At 62.9% G+C, this 15972-nt stretch carries 20 protein-coding genes; 11 read left to right on the top strand and 9 right to left on the bottom strand.

Features of this window, described 5'->3' with window-relative positions; translation table 11 throughout:
- Positions 1-37: 37 nt before the first annotated feature.
- On the top strand, positions 38-418 hold the full coding sequence (locus ABH924_RS01535; RefSeq protein WP_404496363.1) for a hypothetical protein: 381 nt from the start codon (positions 38-40) through the stop codon (positions 416-418).
- Position 419: 1 nt separating this feature from the next.
- Here the strand turns inward: ABH924_RS01535 and ABH924_RS01530 are convergent, their stop codons facing one another.
- Positions 420-563, bottom strand: a complete 144-nt coding sequence (locus ABH924_RS01530; RefSeq protein ID WP_404496361.1) for a hypothetical protein — start codon at positions 561-563, stop codon at positions 420-422.
- A gap of 106 nt (positions 564-669) precedes the next feature.
- Here ABH924_RS01530 and ABH924_RS01525 point away from each other — a divergent pair, with 106 nt between their 5' ends.
- The 3 genes from ABH924_RS01525 (at position 670) to ABH924_RS01515 (ending at position 2258) form a co-directional block, all read left to right on the top strand.
- On the top strand, positions 670-876 hold the full coding sequence (locus ABH924_RS01525; protein WP_404496360.1) for a hypothetical protein: 207 nt from the start codon (positions 670-672) through the stop codon (positions 874-876).
- Complete coding sequence (locus tag ABH924_RS01520) at positions 873-1247, top strand: hypothetical protein (RefSeq protein WP_404496358.1); 375 nt, start codon at positions 873-875, stop codon at positions 1245-1247. The genes ABH924_RS01525 and ABH924_RS01520 overlap by 4 nt, the downstream gene beginning before the upstream one ends.
- Before the next feature lie 201 nt (positions 1248-1448).
- A complete protein-coding gene (locus tag ABH924_RS01515) occupies positions 1449-2258 on the top strand; it encodes a type IV toxin-antitoxin system AbiEi family antitoxin domain-containing protein (RefSeq protein WP_404496356.1) in 810 nt (269 codons plus the stop codon).
- Between the two features lie 239 nt (positions 2259-2497).
- Here the strand turns inward: ABH924_RS01515 and ABH924_RS01510 are convergent, their stop codons facing one another.
- Positions 2498-2740: a hypothetical protein gene (locus ABH924_RS01510; RefSeq protein ID WP_234748349.1), complete on the bottom strand. Its 243-nt coding sequence runs from the start codon at positions 2738-2740 to the stop codon at positions 2498-2500.
- A 136-nt stretch (positions 2741-2876) separates the two neighbouring features.
- Between ABH924_RS01510 and fdxA the strand changes: the two genes are divergently transcribed.
- The 3 genes from fdxA to ABH924_RS01495 all read left to right on the top strand — a co-directional run bounded on the left by fdxA (position 2877) and on the right by ABH924_RS01495 (position 5881).
- Positions 2877-3203: a ferredoxin gene (fdxA, locus tag ABH924_RS01505; protein WP_018776555.1), complete on the top strand. Its 327-nt coding sequence runs from the start codon at positions 2877-2879 to the stop codon at positions 3201-3203.
- Positions 3204-3218: 15 nt separating this feature from the next.
- Positions 3219-4367, top strand: a complete 1149-nt coding sequence (gene dapC, locus ABH924_RS01500; RefSeq protein ID WP_404496563.1) for a succinyldiaminopimelate transaminase — start codon at positions 3219-3221, stop codon at positions 4365-4367.
- 230 nt (positions 4368-4597) lie between these two features.
- On the top strand, positions 4598-5881 hold the full coding sequence (locus ABH924_RS01495; protein WP_234748347.1) for a citrate synthase: 1284 nt from the start codon (positions 4598-4600) through the stop codon (positions 5879-5881).
- Positions 5882-6009: 128 nt separating this feature from the next.
- Here ABH924_RS01495 and galE read toward each other — a convergent pair whose 3' ends face one another.
- Positions 6010-7023, bottom strand: a complete 1014-nt coding sequence (gene galE, locus ABH924_RS01490; protein ID WP_404496353.1) for a UDP-glucose 4-epimerase GalE — start codon at positions 7021-7023, stop codon at positions 6010-6012.
- Between the two features lie 114 nt (positions 7024-7137).
- On the opposite strand from galE, the gene ABH924_RS01485 reads away from it, so the two are divergent.
- A complete protein-coding gene (locus ABH924_RS01485; RefSeq protein ID WP_404496351.1) occupies positions 7138-7764 on the top strand; it encodes a TetR/AcrR family transcriptional regulator in 627 nt (208 codons plus the stop codon).
- Positions 7765-7827: 63 nt separating this feature from the next.
- Positions 7828-8439 (top strand): hypothetical protein, encoded by a 612-nt coding sequence (locus tag ABH924_RS01480; protein ID WP_234748340.1) that lies wholly within the window; start codon positions 7828-7830, stop codon positions 8437-8439.
- A 29-nt stretch (positions 8440-8468) separates the two neighbouring features.
- Here the strand turns inward: ABH924_RS01480 and ABH924_RS01475 are convergent, their stop codons facing one another.
- Entirely contained in the window at positions 8469-9311 is an 843-nt protein-coding gene (locus ABH924_RS01475; RefSeq protein WP_404496350.1) for a hypothetical protein, read from the bottom strand.
- 11 nt (positions 9312-9322) lie between these two features.
- A complete protein-coding gene (gene dapD / locus ABH924_RS01470; protein WP_234748336.1) occupies positions 9323-10348 on the bottom strand; it encodes a 2,3,4,5-tetrahydropyridine-2,6-dicarboxylate N-succinyltransferase in 1026 nt (341 codons plus the stop codon).
- An 86-nt stretch (positions 10349-10434) separates the two neighbouring features.
- On the opposite strand from dapD, the gene dapE reads away from it, so the two are divergent.
- On the top strand, positions 10435-11559 hold the full coding sequence (dapE, locus tag ABH924_RS01465; RefSeq protein WP_404496349.1) for a succinyl-diaminopimelate desuccinylase: 1125 nt from the start codon (positions 10435-10437) through the stop codon (positions 11557-11559).
- Positions 11560-11661: 102 nt separating this feature from the next.
- Here the strand turns inward: dapE and ABH924_RS01460 are convergent, their stop codons facing one another.
- The 4 genes from ABH924_RS01460 to ABH924_RS01445 form a co-directional block, all read right to left on the bottom strand.
- Positions 11662-12516 carry an amino acid ABC transporter permease gene (locus tag ABH924_RS01460; protein WP_404496347.1) on the bottom strand — a complete coding sequence of 285 codons (855 nt, stop codon included), beginning with the start codon at positions 12514-12516 and terminating at the stop codon, positions 11662-11664.
- The gene (locus ABH924_RS01455; RefSeq protein WP_404496345.1) at positions 12513-13160 is read right to left on the bottom strand and encodes an amino acid ABC transporter permease; all 648 of its coding nucleotides are present in this window, start codon (positions 13158-13160) and stop codon (positions 12513-12515) included. Before ABH924_RS01455 ends, ABH924_RS01460 begins: the two co-directional genes overlap by 4 nt.
- Positions 13161-13222: 62 nt before the next feature.
- Positions 13223-14122 carry a glutamate ABC transporter substrate-binding protein gene (locus ABH924_RS01450; protein WP_404496343.1) on the bottom strand — a complete coding sequence of 300 codons (900 nt, stop codon included), beginning with the start codon at positions 14120-14122 and terminating at the stop codon, positions 13223-13225.
- Between the two features lie 50 nt (positions 14123-14172).
- Positions 14173-14928, bottom strand: coding sequence for an amino acid ABC transporter ATP-binding protein (locus ABH924_RS01445; RefSeq protein ID WP_404496341.1), 756 nt, complete (start codon positions 14926-14928; stop codon positions 14173-14175).
- A 235-nt stretch (positions 14929-15163) separates the two neighbouring features.
- On the opposite strand from ABH924_RS01445, the gene ABH924_RS01440 reads away from it, so the two are divergent.
- Positions 15164-15964 carry a TIGR00730 family Rossman fold protein gene (locus ABH924_RS01440; protein ID WP_234748643.1) on the top strand — a complete coding sequence of 267 codons (801 nt, stop codon included), beginning with the start codon at positions 15164-15166 and terminating at the stop codon, positions 15962-15964.
- The last annotated feature ends 8 nt before the right edge of the window (positions 15965-15972 follow it).

Here is a 15972-nt window from a genome sequence, read left to right as displayed (position 1 = left end):
GCGGACTGCGTACTGACGCACTGAACGGACTGACGCATTGAATAAGGGAGCCACCGGAACAGCACGCGGCATTGCCGCGGCTGTTCCGGTGGCTCTTTTTGCTGCCCTTGCAGGCACCGCACTGCACCGGCAGGCGCTCCTCATTGCCGGCGTCGACCTCTATTGGGGCACCGCTGCGGCATTGCTCCTGCTCGCATCGCTCCAGCTCCTGCTGGGTGCGTGGTCGGGGTCTTTGCTCCCGACGGCGGTAGTGGGCATTGTTAGCTACGCGACCATAGGCCTGCTGTCTACGGGCGGAACGGGCAAGCAGCTGATCGTCGCGGATGTTCCCGGAAATGTGTGGGTCTACGGGAGTGCGGGCATCACGTTTGTGATGCTTTTGTGGTGCCGGCGCTACACGCATCTACCGCGCGGCTAGCTTAGTCGGCGCTCGGGTCCCGGTGGTGGGCGATCAAGAGCGAGGTGGCCTCGCCGTCGTCGTCCGCCGGAAGGCGCATGTATTCCTCGACGACTGCCCGCAGCTTGCCCATCATCTCCTGCTGCCGTGCAGCGTTGAACTTCACGCCAAGCCGCCACACATCGATATCCTCTGGTCCTTGCGGTGACTTTGCTCGGCGCCAGTGAGTTCGAGGTCGGCGCACTCAATGCCGCCGGCCTCGCGGCCTTCCTGTGGCCTGCACGGGCGGGGTCAACTTCTTCACCACGATCGCCTTCACCTTGATGCCGGTACTGGTCCTTCGTGAGCTGGAACTCGGTCCGGAGGGCATGGGCATCATTATGGCGGTCGGGGCGGTCGGCGGACTGATCGGAGCGGTTGCCGCGCCCAGCTTCGCGGCCTGGATCGGCGGGGGACCGTCATTCCTGTGGCGTCGATGATCAGCTCACTTTTCCTTCTCCTGGTTCCGGTGTGGGTGCTTGCCCCCGAACGATGGATGTCCCTGGTGATGCTCATCGTCTCCGAGTTCGGGTTCGCTTTCGGAGTCCTGGTGTACAACATCATGCAGCTGAGCATGAGGCAGCGGGTATGCCCGCCCCGGCTTCTGGGGCGCATGAATGCCTCCATTCGCTTCGTGGTGTGGGGAGTCATGCCGATCGCAGCCCTTGCCTCAGGCCTCCTGGCCGAGAACCTTGGCCTCGTCCCGACACCCTGGATCGGCCTGGGCGGAAGCATTGTTTTTGTTGCGCCTGTGCTCTTCTCTCCGCTTTGGGGAATGCGCAGGCTGCCGGACGAGGTGCATGGCGCCTGACCCTCCCTGGACATGCCCCGCCTTGGCCCGCAGCACTGGACATAATGGCAACATGCCCATTCCTTGGTCCCAACGTGGCGCATGCTCTGCGGTGACGTGGGCGCATGTCCAATGTTCGAGCGCGAGAGTGGACTGGGAGTTTTCCACATAGCCAATGTTGTCGCTTCCGCACCTCCCGCTTCGGCCGGAACGATGGGGCGCATGGTAAACATCATTGACGTCATTTCAGCGTACGACGGCGTGGCGCGGGCTAAGCATCTCGCTGCGGCCGGGGTGTCGCATTTCCAGCTGAAATCCGCGTTGGCGAGCGGGCGGGTTCTCCGCGTGGCGCGAGGGGTCTATGCGGTGCCGGGTGCCGATCCCGGCTTGCTCGCCATCCGGTCGCTTCCTGCGGAACCGGCCTGCATTTCCGCGGCCGGGCTGTCCGGGCTGTGGGTCATGGATGCCCCTCAAGTTCCCCATGTGGCGGTCCCTCACAGCCGAAAGTACGAGGGGTTTGTTTGCCATAGATCCGCGGCCCCGCCCACATTGATGGATTCAGTCGTCCAGGCCCTGCGGTGCCTGGCGGATCTGGACGGCCTGGTGATTGCCGAATCTGCCGTGGCTCTTGGCAGGTTGCCGCTCACGGCCATGAGGATGAGGCTGAGTGGGCGGAACGACGCACGGGAGCGGAGGCTCGTGTCACGGATTGTTCCCCAGTCACAGTCGATCATTGAGTGCATCGCCAGGTACCTCCTGCGGGAAGCAGGCTTCCACGTTGAATCACAAGTGAACATTCCGGGCATGGGGCATCTGGACCTGATGGTGGACGGAAGACTGGGGATTGAAACCGATGGATCAGGTTTCCACATGGACAAGCCGAGCTTCGAGGAGGACCGCCGTCGGTGGAATGTCACTACCAGGTTGGGTGTCCCTACCTTGGTTGTGAGCTATTCGGTGGTGAAGAACCGGCCTCGGGAATTTGTGGCGATGGTCCGGGACACTCTGAGGTCTCTCGACCGAGCCGCGTGACCTCCGCGTAGGCCAACATTCGCCCGTCTCCGAAGGGACATGCCCATCGCTGCTCATCAGGAACGGACATGTCCCTCGCTCGGGCCTGCGCTACCGCGGGACATACTCTGCCCTGAGAGTCAGGAATGCGCATATTGGCACTATGTCCAGTGGTTCGAGTGAGCAGGGGGCATGTCCATTGGTTCGAGCAAGGAGGGGGCATGTCCAGTGGGTGGGCGTGGGGGCGGGGGAGTGCGGGATTACTCGCGGGTTGTGCGCGTCCCTCGGCGTGGCGGCGGAGGCGGGACCTCTTTTGCCGCCACTACAAGGGCCAGCGGGATCTCGACGTCGGACTGTCGGGTACGGATGGTGCACGCACCGTCGGTGACGGAGAGCAGGTAGCCGAGGGCATCGGTGAAGCCGTTGTCCAGCCGGTATCGGACAACTACCCGTGTTCCGGATACGGTATTGAGCAGGAAATCCTGGGGCCGGGGCAGATTCACCAGTTCATAGTAAGACGCCCGGCTAGGTTGCTGAGTTCCGGCTGGTGGATAATAGGCTCAGAATTCGATGTACCGGCCACAGGGCCGGTGGTACTACCCGGAAATTGTCCGGGACAACTGTGGAGAGGCAAGGGACGTGACCTACGTAATCGCGCAGCCGTGTGTGGACGTCAAGGACAAGGCGTGTATTGAAGAATGCCCTGTTGACTGCATCTACGAAGGCGAACGTTCCCTCTATATCCACCCGGATGAGTGCGTGGACTGCGGAGCTTGCGAACCCGTGTGCCCGGTGGAAGCGATCTACTACGAGGACGATACCCCGGAGGAATGGGCCGACTACTACAAGGCCAACGTCGAGTTCTTCGATGACCTTGGCTCCCCGGGCGGAGCTGCGAAGATCGGCAACACCGGCAAGGACCACCCCTTCATCGCCGCGCTGCCTCCACAGAACCAAGACCACTGAGAACGGTTGCTTCCTTTGATTTCTGCGGCCCCCGCTTTCGGCCTCAACCTGCCCGACTACCCTTGGGAAGCTATGGCGCCGTACGTGGCCAAGGCTTCAGAGCACCCGGGCGGGGCAGTCAATCTCTCCATCGGAACCCCCGTGGATCCTACGCCGCAGCTGATCCGCGAGGCACTCGCCGGGGCAGCTGACGCCCACGGTTACCCAACGGTCCACGGCACGGAAGCTCTTCGCGAGGCCGTGTCCAACTGGTTCGCCAGCCGTCGCGGGGTCCCCGGGATCGACCCGAGGGATGTCATTCCGACCGTCGGCTCGAAGGAATTGGTGGCCTGGCTGCCGTTCCTGTTGGGACTCAGGGCAGGCGACGTCGTGGTACGCCCTACTGTGGCGTACCCGACCTACGACATCGGCGCCATGCTCGCCGGGGCCACTGCTATCGCCGCGGACAGCCTGGACGAACTGGACCCAGCCACCCGCTCCAGGGTCCGGCTCATCTGGATCAATTCCCCGGGCAACCCCACGGGCAGCGTCCGTGACGTCGAATCCCTCAGGCAGATCGTGGACCAGGCGCGCGAGATTGGCGCGGTCGTGGCGTCGGATGAATGCTATGCCGAGCTCGGCTGGGGCGAATGGGATGCCCAGCGTGGCGGCGAGGCGGTGCCGAGCGTCCTTGACCCGCGTGTCACCGGAGGGTCCACGGACGGCCTGTTGTGCGTCTACTCACTCAGCAAGCAGTCGAACCTGGCCGGCTACCGTGCCGCCTTCGTGGCCGGAGACTCGTCGATCGTGGCGAATCTGGTCAACAGCCGCAAGCACGCCGGCATGATCGTGCCCTACCCGGTCCAGGAAGCAATGCGCATCGCGCTCGGCGATGCCGGCCACGTGCTCGCCCAAAAGGATCTCTACCGCGGCCGCCGTGAACGCCTCCTGCCGGCACTGCGGAACTTCGGCCTGCAGATCCAAGAGTCCAAGGCGGGCCTGTACTTGTGGTCCACCGCAGGGGAGGCGACGTGGGACACTGTTCGGCGTTTCGCTGACCTGGGGATCGTCGTCGGGCCCGGCGTGTTCTATGGAGACGCCGGCAGTGGTTTCATCCGGGTGGCGCTCACGGGCACGGACGAACGCATCGATGCGGCCGTGGAACGCTTGAACACCGCTCGGTAACAATCCTGTGACTTGCCGCACAAGGCGCGTCATTCCGCGAGTAACCGTAGCTTGTGAATTAGTTTGTCCCGCTTACTGGCGGTAGCTTTTAACTGACTATCAATGGTGGCTTTCTCCAGGAAGGCAGTCCGGCCGATGGTGTCTGCACCTGCAGACTCCTGGCTGGAGTCACCAGATGTTGGTTGGATCAAGCTTTCGACCGAGGCCAAGAGCCTCATGAAGGGGACTCCATGACTGAGACCACCAGCGCTACCCTGCGCCATGCCGGCGGAGAGCTCGAACTCCCGCGGATCAAGGTTGTAGAAGGGAACGAAGGATACGACGTTTCCAAGCTGCTGAAGCAGACGGGCGCCGTCGCCTATGACCCCGGCTTCATGAACACCGCCGCCACCACGTCGGCAATCACCTACATCGATGGCGACGCCGGTATCCTGCGGTACCGCGGCTACCCGATCGAGCAGCTTGCCCAGCACTCAAGCTTCCTGGAAGTTTCCTACCTGCTGATCTACGGCAACCTTCCCACGCCCACCGAGCTGGACGCGTTCGACCAGCGGATCCGCCACCACACGCTGCTCCACGAAGAGCTCAAGGGCTTCTTCGGCGGCTTCCCGCGTGACGCGCACCCGATGCCGGTGCTTTCCTCGGCTGTCTCCGCGCTGTCCACGTTCTACCAGGACTCCCTGGACCCGTTCAATCCTGAGCACGTGGAAGTTTCCACGATCCGCCTTATGGCGAAGCTCCCGGTCATCGCGGCCTACGCCCACAAGAAGTCGATCGGCCAGCCCATGCTGTACCCGGACAACTCCATGAACCTCGTGGAGAACTTCCTGCGCCTGAGCTTCGGCCTGCCGGCAGAGCAGTACGAGCTGGACCCCGTCGTCGTCAAGGCGCTGGACCTCCTGCTCATCCTGCACGCCGACCACGAGCAGAACTGCTCGACGTCGACCGTCCGCCTTGTGGGGTCCTCGAACGCGAACCTGTTCGCTTCCGTTTCCGCAGGCATCAACGCCCTCTTCGGTCCCGCCCACGGTGGCGCGAACGAAGCCGTGCTGAAGATGCTGCGCCAGATCCAGGCCGACGGCATCAAGCCCGAGGAGTACATGGAGAAGGTCAAGAACAAGGAGGACGGCGTCCGCCTCATGGGCTTCGGACACCGGGTCTACAAGAACTACGACCCCCGCGCGAAGATCATCAAGGCGACGGCGCACGAGATCCTGGGCAAGCTCGGCGGCAACGACGAGCTCCTGGACATCGCGATGCGCCTCGAAGAGAAGGCCCTGGCCGATGACTACTTCATCCAGCGCAAGCTCTACCCGAACGTCGACTTCTACACCGGCCTGATCTACAAGGCCATGGGCTTCCCCGAGAAGATGTTCACCGTGCTGTTCGCCATCGGCCGGCTCCCCGGCTGGATCGCCCAGTGGCGCGAAATGATCAACGATCCCCAGACGAAGATCGGCCGTCCGCGCCAGCTCTACACAGGAGAGCCGGAGCGAGACTACCCGGCGATTTAGTCCCCACCGGCTCCCAGGCCTCGCAAGCTCGGCCCGGGTCCGTCGCCGGTGTGGGCCCTGCGAACGCGGGGTCACTTACGGTCCGTCCCAAGGGACATCGTGGGCCGTAAGTGACCCCGCGTTTGCTTTTAAGAGCTGTAGCCGAGCGGGTTGTTCTTCTGCCAGCGCCAGTGGTCTTCGCACATTTGGTCCACGGTCTTCGTGGTGGACCAGCTCAGATCCGCCATGGCGGAGGAGGCATCGGCCCAGAACGCGGGCAGGTCTCCGGCGCGGCGTCCCGTGATCTCGTACGGCAGCGGGTGGCCCACGGCCTGTTCGAAAGCGTGGAGCATCTCCAGCACGGACGTACCTTTTCCGGAGCCAAGGTTCCAGCGGTGCACGCCGGGGCGTTCGGCAACGTAGTCCAGTGCGGCGACGTGGCCATCGGCGAGGTCGACGACGTGGATGTAGTCCCGCAGGCAAGTGCCGTCCGGGGTGTCGTAGTCTCCACCGAAGACCATAAGCTTGTCGCGGCGGCCGACGGCAACCTGGGCGATGTACGGAACCAGGTTGTTCGGTATGCCTTGCGGATCCTCGCCGATCCTGCCGGAGGGGTGTGCACCCGCCGGGTTGAAGTAGCGCAACAAGGCGATGTGCCAGCGCTCGTCCGCGGCTCCGAGGTCCGTGAGGATGTCCTCGATCTGCTCCTTGGTGCGGCCGTAGGGGTTGTTCGCCCCGATCTCCATCTTCTCGATGTAGGGGATGGGGTTGTGCTCGCCGTATACCGTGGCGGAGGAACTGAAGACGATCGAGCGGACCCGGTGCTTGTCCATCGCGCGGAGCAGGTTCAACGTGCCCACGATGTTGTTGTAGTAGTAGTTCAGGGGTTCCTGCACGGATTCGCCGACCGCCTTGAGCCCGGCGAAGTGGATGACGGCGTCGATGCTGTGCTCGTCGAACACGGCCTCAAGCGCAGCCTCGTCCACCAGATCCACCTTATGGAACGCCGCCGTCTTTCCCGCCAGCTCGCCGACGCGGCGCAGGGATTCTTCGCTTGAGTTCACGAGATTGTCCACCACGACTACTTCGTGTCCGGTTTCCAATAGGGACAGGACGGTGTGCGATCCGATGTAGCCGGTGCCACCCGTGACAAGAATTCTCATGCAAGCAACGCTAGCCGAACTTTGGATGGCTCGCGCAGTGTTGCGTGCACCACAGTCCCGCGGTTCGAGTGCGCCGGACGGCACGGTTCAAGCACGTTTGTGCTAAAAAGATTTGTGCCCAAGATTGTTGATGCCGAAGCCCGGCGCCAGGAAGTAGTCGAAGCCGTCTTCAGGATCATCGCCTCGGATGGACTCGAGCGTGCCTCCTTGCGGGAGGTGGCCGACGAGGCCGGGCTTGCCGTTGGCTCGGTCCGCCACTACTTTGCCAGCAGCGATGAACTGCTGGTCCACTCCTTTGCCGTGGTCATCGACCGGATCGCCGGGCGGCTTGAGGAAGCGTTCGCCGTCGTCGAATCCTTGGATCCGGGCTCGGCGGAACACGACGCCGCCGTCTTAACCCTGCTGGGTCAATTCCTGCCGCTCGACGAGGAACTGGCCGTCGACGCCTGCGTGTGGATGGCATTCAGGCACGCGGCCCGGATCCGGCCGGTACTCGAACAAGAAGCCGCACGCAGCCACCGAGCCGTGGCCGCCGTCGTTGGCCGCTTGGTGATGCGGCTGATGCCCGACGGCGGATCCGGCCAGGAGCGTCTGGTGACCGAAGCCGAGCGCCTCCTGGCGACCCTCGACGGACTGTGCATGCATGCCCTGCTGCAGCCTGAGTGGATGACGGCCGAGGTCTGCCGCGACGTTCTGACCGCGCATCTGGACACTCTTGTTGCACTCCCGTCCAACCGTTAACGTCAAGGCTCATCGGGAATAGACTGGAACCCTGAGTGGGCACCTGCCAAGGGAGGCAATCGGATGCATGACACAGGCGGTCAGGGGTGGCGGATCACAATGGACACCTCCGGACCGATGCTCATTGCCTTGTATCTGAGAGACGTTGCTGGATTGGACGGAGCCGGTACGCCGACGTTGTCCCACGCCACACCCAAAGTCAGACATGCGGACCACACGCACCTCACCGCCGAGGTGGGCGGGGTGCCGGCCCTCAAGACAGAGTGGGAGGCCTGGTGGGAGCAGCTGCTGAGGGCATATCCGGATGCCGCTCCGGAGCTTTCACCCCCGGGATTCAATGCCTTCGGCAATTCGCCTGCCCTCCGGCGGGTATTGCAGGCACACTTCGGGGCCGCCCTGACGTGGGCCCGTGAACGCCTTGAAGAGTACGAAAAACTGGAGGCCGAACGCGAAGCGAGCGGCGCCACGTTGCTTCTGGGAGACATGGTGGAGGACCGGCTACTGGAAGTCGGACGGAGCTCCCGGGACTTTGAGCTGACCATCATCGAACTACCCCTCAACGAACCAAGGGCCTGGTACCTTGAGCCGGACAAGATGATCATGAGCCACAGGCTCTTGTCCGAGCCGGAGATATTCCGCAGCTACGTCCAGCCGGTGGTCGAACTACTGGTCTGAGGCGCGCGGCCTGGGACCCCAGCCAGGCATTACGTCTTCGGAGCCGAAACCGTGATGGTCACGGACCCCGATGCTGCCGCTGAATCCTGCCAGCCCTTGTGGTCCTGCCGGTTCCAGGTGGCGCCGGTCACGTCAACCTGCGTCACCGAAAGGTCCTTCGCGTTCGCCACTGCCCACTGCGCCACAGCCCACGCCTGCGCACCGGTAATGTTCAACTGGACCGTGCGGCCCTGTGCCGCGGCGGGCAGGGAGCCGAACGCCGTCGTCATGGCCGTCACAACGGCGCTCGGATCGCCGGCAGTGTCCGCGGCGCGGAGCGTGCAGTCCAGGGCCCTTTCGGAATGTCCCGTCAGCGCCGACGCATACGCCCGGCCCATTGGTTCCTGCTGCGCGTATGCCTGGGGGTATGCGGAATGCTGGACCGCTTGCGCCGCATCAGTGATCGCCATGGTTTCGTAGCCGGGCACTTTCAGCAAGTGGTCGTAGAAGGCGTTTGTCGCGTAGACGGGATCCATGACCTCGGCCTCGGTGCCCCACCCCTGGGAGGGGCGCTGCTGGAACAGTCCCCTCGAATCGGGGCCCACCTCGTCGCCGTGGCCGATGTTGCGAAGCTTGGATTCCTGCATGGCGGTGGCCACAGCGATCGTGGCCGCGCGCGGAGGCAGGCCCCGCTGCACGGCAATGGCGGTGATGAGGGCGGCGTTCGCGGCTTGGTCCGTCGCCAGCTCGTATGAGTCCGAGCCGACGACGGCGACGCAGCGCTCCGTAACCAAGGTTTCGGAGCGCTGCAGTACAGTCACCACGGCGTAGATGGCACCAGCCACCAAGGCGAGAGCCAGCAACAAGATGATGGTGCGTCGGAGACGGCGCATCCAGGTATCAGCTAGTTGGCGTGGAGGGCTTCGTTGAGTTCCACCGTCTGGCCCTTGCGGGGGAGGACCTCGACTTCACCAGTGGTCGAGTTGCGTCGGAACAGCAGGTTCGGCACGCCGGAGAGCTCAACGGCCTTGATGATGCTGCTGGTGTCCTCGCCGTTGGCGTCCTTCGGGCCTGGGATGCGCACGCGGGTTCCAGCGGTGACGTAGAGGCCTGCTTCAACCACGGAGTCATCGCCGATGCTGATTCCCACGCCGGAGTTGGCGCCGAGGAGCACGCGCTCACCCAGGGCGATCTTTTCCTTGCCTCCACCGGAGAGGGTTCCCATGATGGAGGCGCCGCCACCGACGTCGGTGCCGTCACCGGCAACAACGCCTGCCGAAATGCGGCCTTCCACCATGGACGTGCCGAGCGTTCCGGCGTTGAAGTTCACGAAGCCCTCGTGCATGACCGTGGTGCCTTCGGAGAGGTAGGCGCCCAGGCGGACCCGGTCGGCGTCGGCGATCCTGACGCCGGTGGGAATGACGTAGTCCACCATGCGGGGGAACTTGTCCACTCCGTAGACCGTGACGGCACCGCGCTTGCGCAGGCGGGCACGGGTCAATTCGAAGCCGTTCACGGCGGCGGGACCGAAGTTCGTCCACACAACGTTGGGGAGCTTGCCGAAGATGCCATCCAGGTTGATGCTGTTGGGCTTGACCAAGCGGTGCGAAAGCAAGTGGAGGCGCAGGTAGGCGTCAACAGTGTCCGCGGGGGCCTCGTCGAGGTTGATCTGGGCGAAGACCACCTTCTGTTCGGTCCCGCGGTCGGCGTCGTGGCTATCGGCTGCGAGTGCGGTCAGCGACCCGTCGGCGTGCTCCACGGCACGCAGGGATTCGGCCGCTTCGCCCAGTGCCGGCGCCGGAAACCATACGTCCAGCACTGTCGCTTCTCCGGCGTCGGAGGTGGCGATGGTTGCCAGGCCAAAGCCATAGGCGGAGCGATCGTTGTCAGAAGCGCTATCGAGAGCGGCAGAGGCAGCGGTTTCAGTCATGGCGCAAGTCTATCGAGAGCCACTGCTTCCCTTGAAACCGTGTGTGTACCGAAGGGGTCGCAATTGGCTCGGGATACAGTGGAGAGGTGACCGTTGAAACTACTCCAATCCTTCTTGACATCAGGCAAGACGTTGCGCTGCTGACCGCCGCGCTGATGGACATCAACAGCGTGTCCGGCAACGAAGCCGCGCTTGCAGACGCCGTTGAATCCGCCCTCCGCACGATCGCGGGCCTGCAGCTTGTGCGGGACGGCGACGCCATCATTGCCCGCACCGAGCTGGGACGCCCGGAGCGGGTGATCCTGGCCGGCCACCTCGATACCGTGCCGTTGCCCACTGTGAAGGGCTCACTCGGCACCGTGCCCTCCACATGGGAGTCCGGCGTCCCGGGTAGCGGAATCCTGTTTGGACGCGGAGCCACTGATATGAAGGGTGGAGTCGCGGTGCAGCTCGCGCTCGCCGCGACAATGTTCGACGGCGGCGCCGAGCCGGGCAAGGACGTCACCTTCGTCTTCTACGACCATGAGGAAGTTGAAGCGGTCAAGAGCGGCCTCGGCCGATTGGTCCGGAACCACGGCCATCTCCTGGAGGGGGACTTCGCGATCCTGCTCGAACCCACCGACGGCACGGTGGAGGGCGGTTGCAACGGCACCAGCCGCTTCGAAGCCACCACGGTCGGGGAAGCGGCGCATTCCGCCCGGGCCTGGATGGGCAGCAACGCCATCCACGCTGCCGCACCCATCCTGAGCCGCTTGGCAGACTACGAACCGCGCACAGTCAACGTGGACGGGCTGGACTACCGGGAAAGCCTCAATGCCGTGAAGATCAACGGCGGCACCGCGGGCAACGTGATCCCGGATCGCTGCGTCGTGGAAATCAACTACCGCTTCGCGCCGGACAAGACCCCGGACCAGGCCGAAGCCCATGTCCGCGAACTCCTGGAGGGCTTCGACGTCGTCCGCACCGATGCCGCTGCCGGAGCGCGGCCCGGCCTCAACCACCCGGCCGCCGCGTCCTTCGTTGCCGCCGTCGGTGCGGAACCCAAGCCCAAATACGGTTGGACCGACGTCGCGCGCTTCAGCGAGCTGGGAGTCCCCGCGGTCAACTTCGGGCCGGGCGATCCGCTTCTAGCGCACAAAGACAACGAACACGTCGACGCCGACGCCATCCGTGAGTGCCTCCGCGCGCTGCGGTCGTGGCTGGCTGACTAGGCGGAGTGACCTTATTTTTGCTTGAGATCGTGGGTGTGGCCCGTGGGCTTGGTTCCGGAACCAAGCCCACGGGCCACGCCCACGTTTCCGGCGTTCTTGGGCTTAGCCCTCGATCGCCACAATTTCCGACTTGGCCACCTTCACCACTTTGACGTTGCGGCGCATCCGGCTTTCAAGCCACTTGGCGATTCCAGCCAGGATCAGGCACATTCCGACGTACAGGACACCGGCGATGATCGCGGAAGGAATGATGGGCGAACCGTACTGGGCCTGGCTTCCGAAGAACTTCGCCTGGAACAGGATCTCGTTGTAGGTCACGATGAAACCCAATGCGGTGTCCTTGAGGATGACCACGAGCTGGGAGATGATCACCGGGAGCATTGAGCGGACCGCCTGCGGAAGCAGGATGTTCGTCATGACCGCGCTCTTCGGCAATCCGATGGCATAGCCTGCCTCGCTCTGGCCGCGGGGGAGCGATTCGATGCCGGCACGGAAGACTTCCGCGAGCACTGATCCGTTGTAGAGCACCAGGCCTGCAACGACCGCCGTGAACGGCGTGATCCCCTGGACACCGAGCGGAGGAAGCCCGTAGTAGAAGATCATCATGAGGATCAGCAGAGGAATGGCACGGAAGAGTTCCGTGAACCCATAGCAGGGCAAGCTGATCCACTTACGGTCGGAGAGCCTGCCGAAGGCCAGGAAGACACCCAGCACCAAGCTGAACACGGCTGCCGTGGCAAACGCCGAAAGCGTGGCACCCACCGATTGGATAATGGTCTGCTGGACCAGCGGGAACGTGAACAAGTGCCACTTCTTCTCATCGAACTGCCCGCTTTGGGCGAAGCGAAGGACGATGAATCCGACGATAGCGATAATGACCAAAGCGGTCACGACGCCGAGAAGTCGGTAGCGTGCGCGGGCCTTGGGGCCCGGAGCGTCAAAAAGGACCGAGCTCATCGGGCCACCTTCCATTTCTTTTCAAGCTTCCGCTGGACGAAGGAAAGAATGAAAACGAGCAGAACGAAGATCAGTGCGACCCAGAGCAGCCCGGCCATGGCAGGCTCACCGCGCTCGGAAAGATTCGACCGGATAGCTCCCGCTTCGGCGACCGAGAAGCCCGCGGCCACGGTGGTGTTCTTGAGCAATGCAATGAACACGCTGAACATGGGCGGGATGACGGCGCGGAAAGCCTGGGGGAGGATCACCAGCGTCAGGGTTTGCGTAAACGGCAGGCCGATGGCCCGCGCGGCCTCGGCCTGACCGACAGGCACCGTGTTGATGCCGGAGCGCACGGCTTCCGCCACATAAGTAGCGGTGTACAGGCTGAGGCCGACGGTTGCAGCGGTCATGAAATCAATTTCCACGAGGCCGAGCTTCGGGTAGCCCAAGGCAAAAAAGAACAGGACCAACGTCAATGGGGTGTTGCGCACAACGTTGATATACAACGTGGCCGCGGCGCGCATCGCAGGGATCGGAGAAACACGCAGTGTCGCCACGATGGTGCCCAGGATCAGCGCAAAGATTCCGGCAACGATGAAGAGTATGAGGGTGTTCCGGAACCCTGTGATGAACAGGTCCGAATTATTCAACAGCGTATTCACAGAATGGTCGCTTTCAGCCGATATTCGAGGGGGCGGCCAATGGCCGCCCCCTCAACATGGGTTTAGTAGTTGTCCACTGCGGGCTGGGTGACCTTGGTGCCGGACTGTCCCAGCGTGGAGTCGTAGATCTTCTGCCACACGGAGCCGCCATCCGTGAAGATCTTGTTCACGAACTTGCGGAAGGCGGTGTCGCCCTTCTTCAAGCCCACACCATACTTCTCAACGGTGAACGGCTGGCCGACGACCTTGAGGTTATCGGTGTCCTGGGAGGCATAGCCGATCAGGATTGCCTGGTCAGTAGTCACAGCATCGACCTGCCCACTCTTGAGGGCCTCGACACACTGCGAGTAGGTGTCGAACTCGGTGGTCTTCGTGCCGGGGAAGTTTGCCTTGATGTTCTGGATGGGAGTTGAGCCCGTGGCTGAACAGACGTTCTTCCCGGACAGGTCCTTCTCGCTGTTGATCGTGGTGTTCCCCTTCTTGACCAGCAGGCCTTGACCTGTCACGAAGTAGGGACCGGCGAAATCAATCAGCTGCTTGCGCTTGTCAGTAATGGAGTATGTGCCGACGTAGTAGTCGATGTCGCCGTTCGTGATGGCGGACTCGCGGTTGACCGAAGGAATCGGCTTGTACTCGATCTTGTCCTTCGAGAAACCGAGCGATGCCGCAATCCACTGTGCAACCTGGATGTCAAAACCGCTGTACTCGCCGGTCGCGGCGTCCTTGAAGCCCAGGCCAGGCTGGTCTTGTTTGACGCCGATCCTGATTTTTCCGTTCGATTTGATCGTGTCGAACGTGGGGCTGCCCGTAATGGACACGTTCTGGGCCACCGTGAACGGCGCGGACTCGCTGCTTGGCGCAGTGGTGGAACCCCCGCCGCCACCGCATGCGCTCAGGGAAAGGGCGAGCGCCGCGCTTGCAGCGACCAGGAGGGATTTCCTCCGGGTGATAAAAGCCTTCATGATATTCCTTTCATTGTGCGGCCGCCCCCGCGGCCTGGGTGCGGTGAGTGTCAGTGAGTCAGGAGTTTGGAGAGGAAATCCTTTGCGCGGTTGCTCTGGGGATTAGTGAAGAATTCCTCTGGCTTGGCGTCTTCCACAATCTGGCCGTCGGCCATGAAGACAACGCGGTCAGCAGCTTTGCGCGCAAAGCCCATCTCGTGGGTGACCACGATCATGGTCATGCCTTCCTTGGCCAGCTGGACCATGACATCCAGGACCTCGTTGATCATTTCCGGATCAAGTGCCGAGGTCGGCTCGTCGAACAGCATGACCTTCGGCTTCATGGCGAGCGCCCGGGCAATTGCCACGCGCTGTTGTTGGCCACCGGACAGCTGTGCAGGCATCTTGGGTGCCTGTTGCCCGACGCCAACCCGCTCCAACAACGCCATGGCGTCCTTGTCCGCGGTTGCTTTGTCCAGTTTCTTGACCTTGATCGGTCCCAGAGTGACGTTCTCGAGAATCGTCTTGTGGGCGAACAGGTTGAAGGACTGGAAGACCATCCCGACGTCGGCCCGGAGGAGGGCAAGTTCCTTGCCTTCCTCGGGCAGCTTGTTGCCATCGATCGAAATCTCGCCTGTATCGATGGTCTCCAAGCGGTTGATGGCCCGGCACAGCGTGGACTTGCCCGAGCCCGACGGCCCGATGACAACCACAACCTCACCCTTTTTCACCTGGAGATTGATGTCCTTCAGGACATGCAGTTGACCATAGTGCTTGTTGACGCCATTCAGGGAGACGAGGGCATCGCTGGCGGCTTGAATAGTCATGGGACGAATCTAGCGAAGAAATGATTCGAGATGAGCCAGCTCACAGCAAGTTCCGCAGATCGTGATTCAACAGATACCTGTTTTGCAGCTATCTGACAGCGAATGGTGGGCCGGACCCTCAAGACTGCAAACAACAGGGCCACGCCGGAACGGCAGCAGCCGCCATCCGCGCTAGCCTAGGTCAATGAGTACCAGCCAGCCCCAAGTTCCTAGTCCAGACGCCAATGGCAAGGCGATGAGCAACGGATCGGCAGCGCCGGCTCCGGCCGTAGCCGCAGAGCCGCCAGCCAAGCACAAAGGACCGTTGGAGCTTCGGCGTAAACAGGCCTCCATGCCGATGTCGGACCAGCGACTCCTGGACACCAGGGGAGCCGACCACTTCATTCACACGGACCCGTGGCGGGTCCTGCGGATCCAGAGCGAATTCGTTGAAGGATTCGGCGCGCTCGCTGAGCTCGGCCCCGCTGTCAGTGTCTTTGGCTCCGCCCGCACCAAGCCGGGCACCGGCTACTACGATATGGGCGTGCAGGTCGGCCGCCACCTCGCGGAAGCCGGCGTCGCCGTCATCACCGGGGGTGGACCGGGATCCATGGAAGCCGCCAACAGGGGAGCGGTTGAAGGCAACGGCGTTTCTGTTGGACTGGGCATCGAACTGCCCTTCGAGCAGGGCCTCAACCGCTGGGTGGACCTTGGCATCAACTTCAGGTACTTCTTCGCCCGCAAGACCATGTTCGTCAAGTACGCGCAAGGGTTCATTGTCCTGCCGGGCGGCCTGGGAACCCTGGACGAACTGTTTGAAGCCATGGTCCTGGTGCAGACCCGCAAGGTGACATCGTTCCCGATCGTCCTTCTGGGCGTCGACTTCTGGAGCCCGATGATCGAATGGATCAAGGGGACCCTGGTGGCCGAAGGCATGGTCTCCGCAAAGGACCTGGACCTCATCCAGCTTGTGGACGATCCTGCGGACGCCGTTCACCGTGTCCTGCACGGAATCCCGCGGCCACCCTCGACCAACGGCGACCAGCGCCCGGAGTAGCCTTGCCG

This window comes from Arthrobacter sp. GAS37 (assembly GCF_044908325.1).
In the GTDB taxonomy this organism is placed as follows: domain Bacteria; phylum Actinomycetota; class Actinomycetes; order Actinomycetales; family Micrococcaceae; genus Arthrobacter; species Arthrobacter ramosus.
The sequence above is the reverse complement of the archived record's forward strand: the minus strand, read 5'-3'. Positions and strand labels throughout refer to the sequence as shown.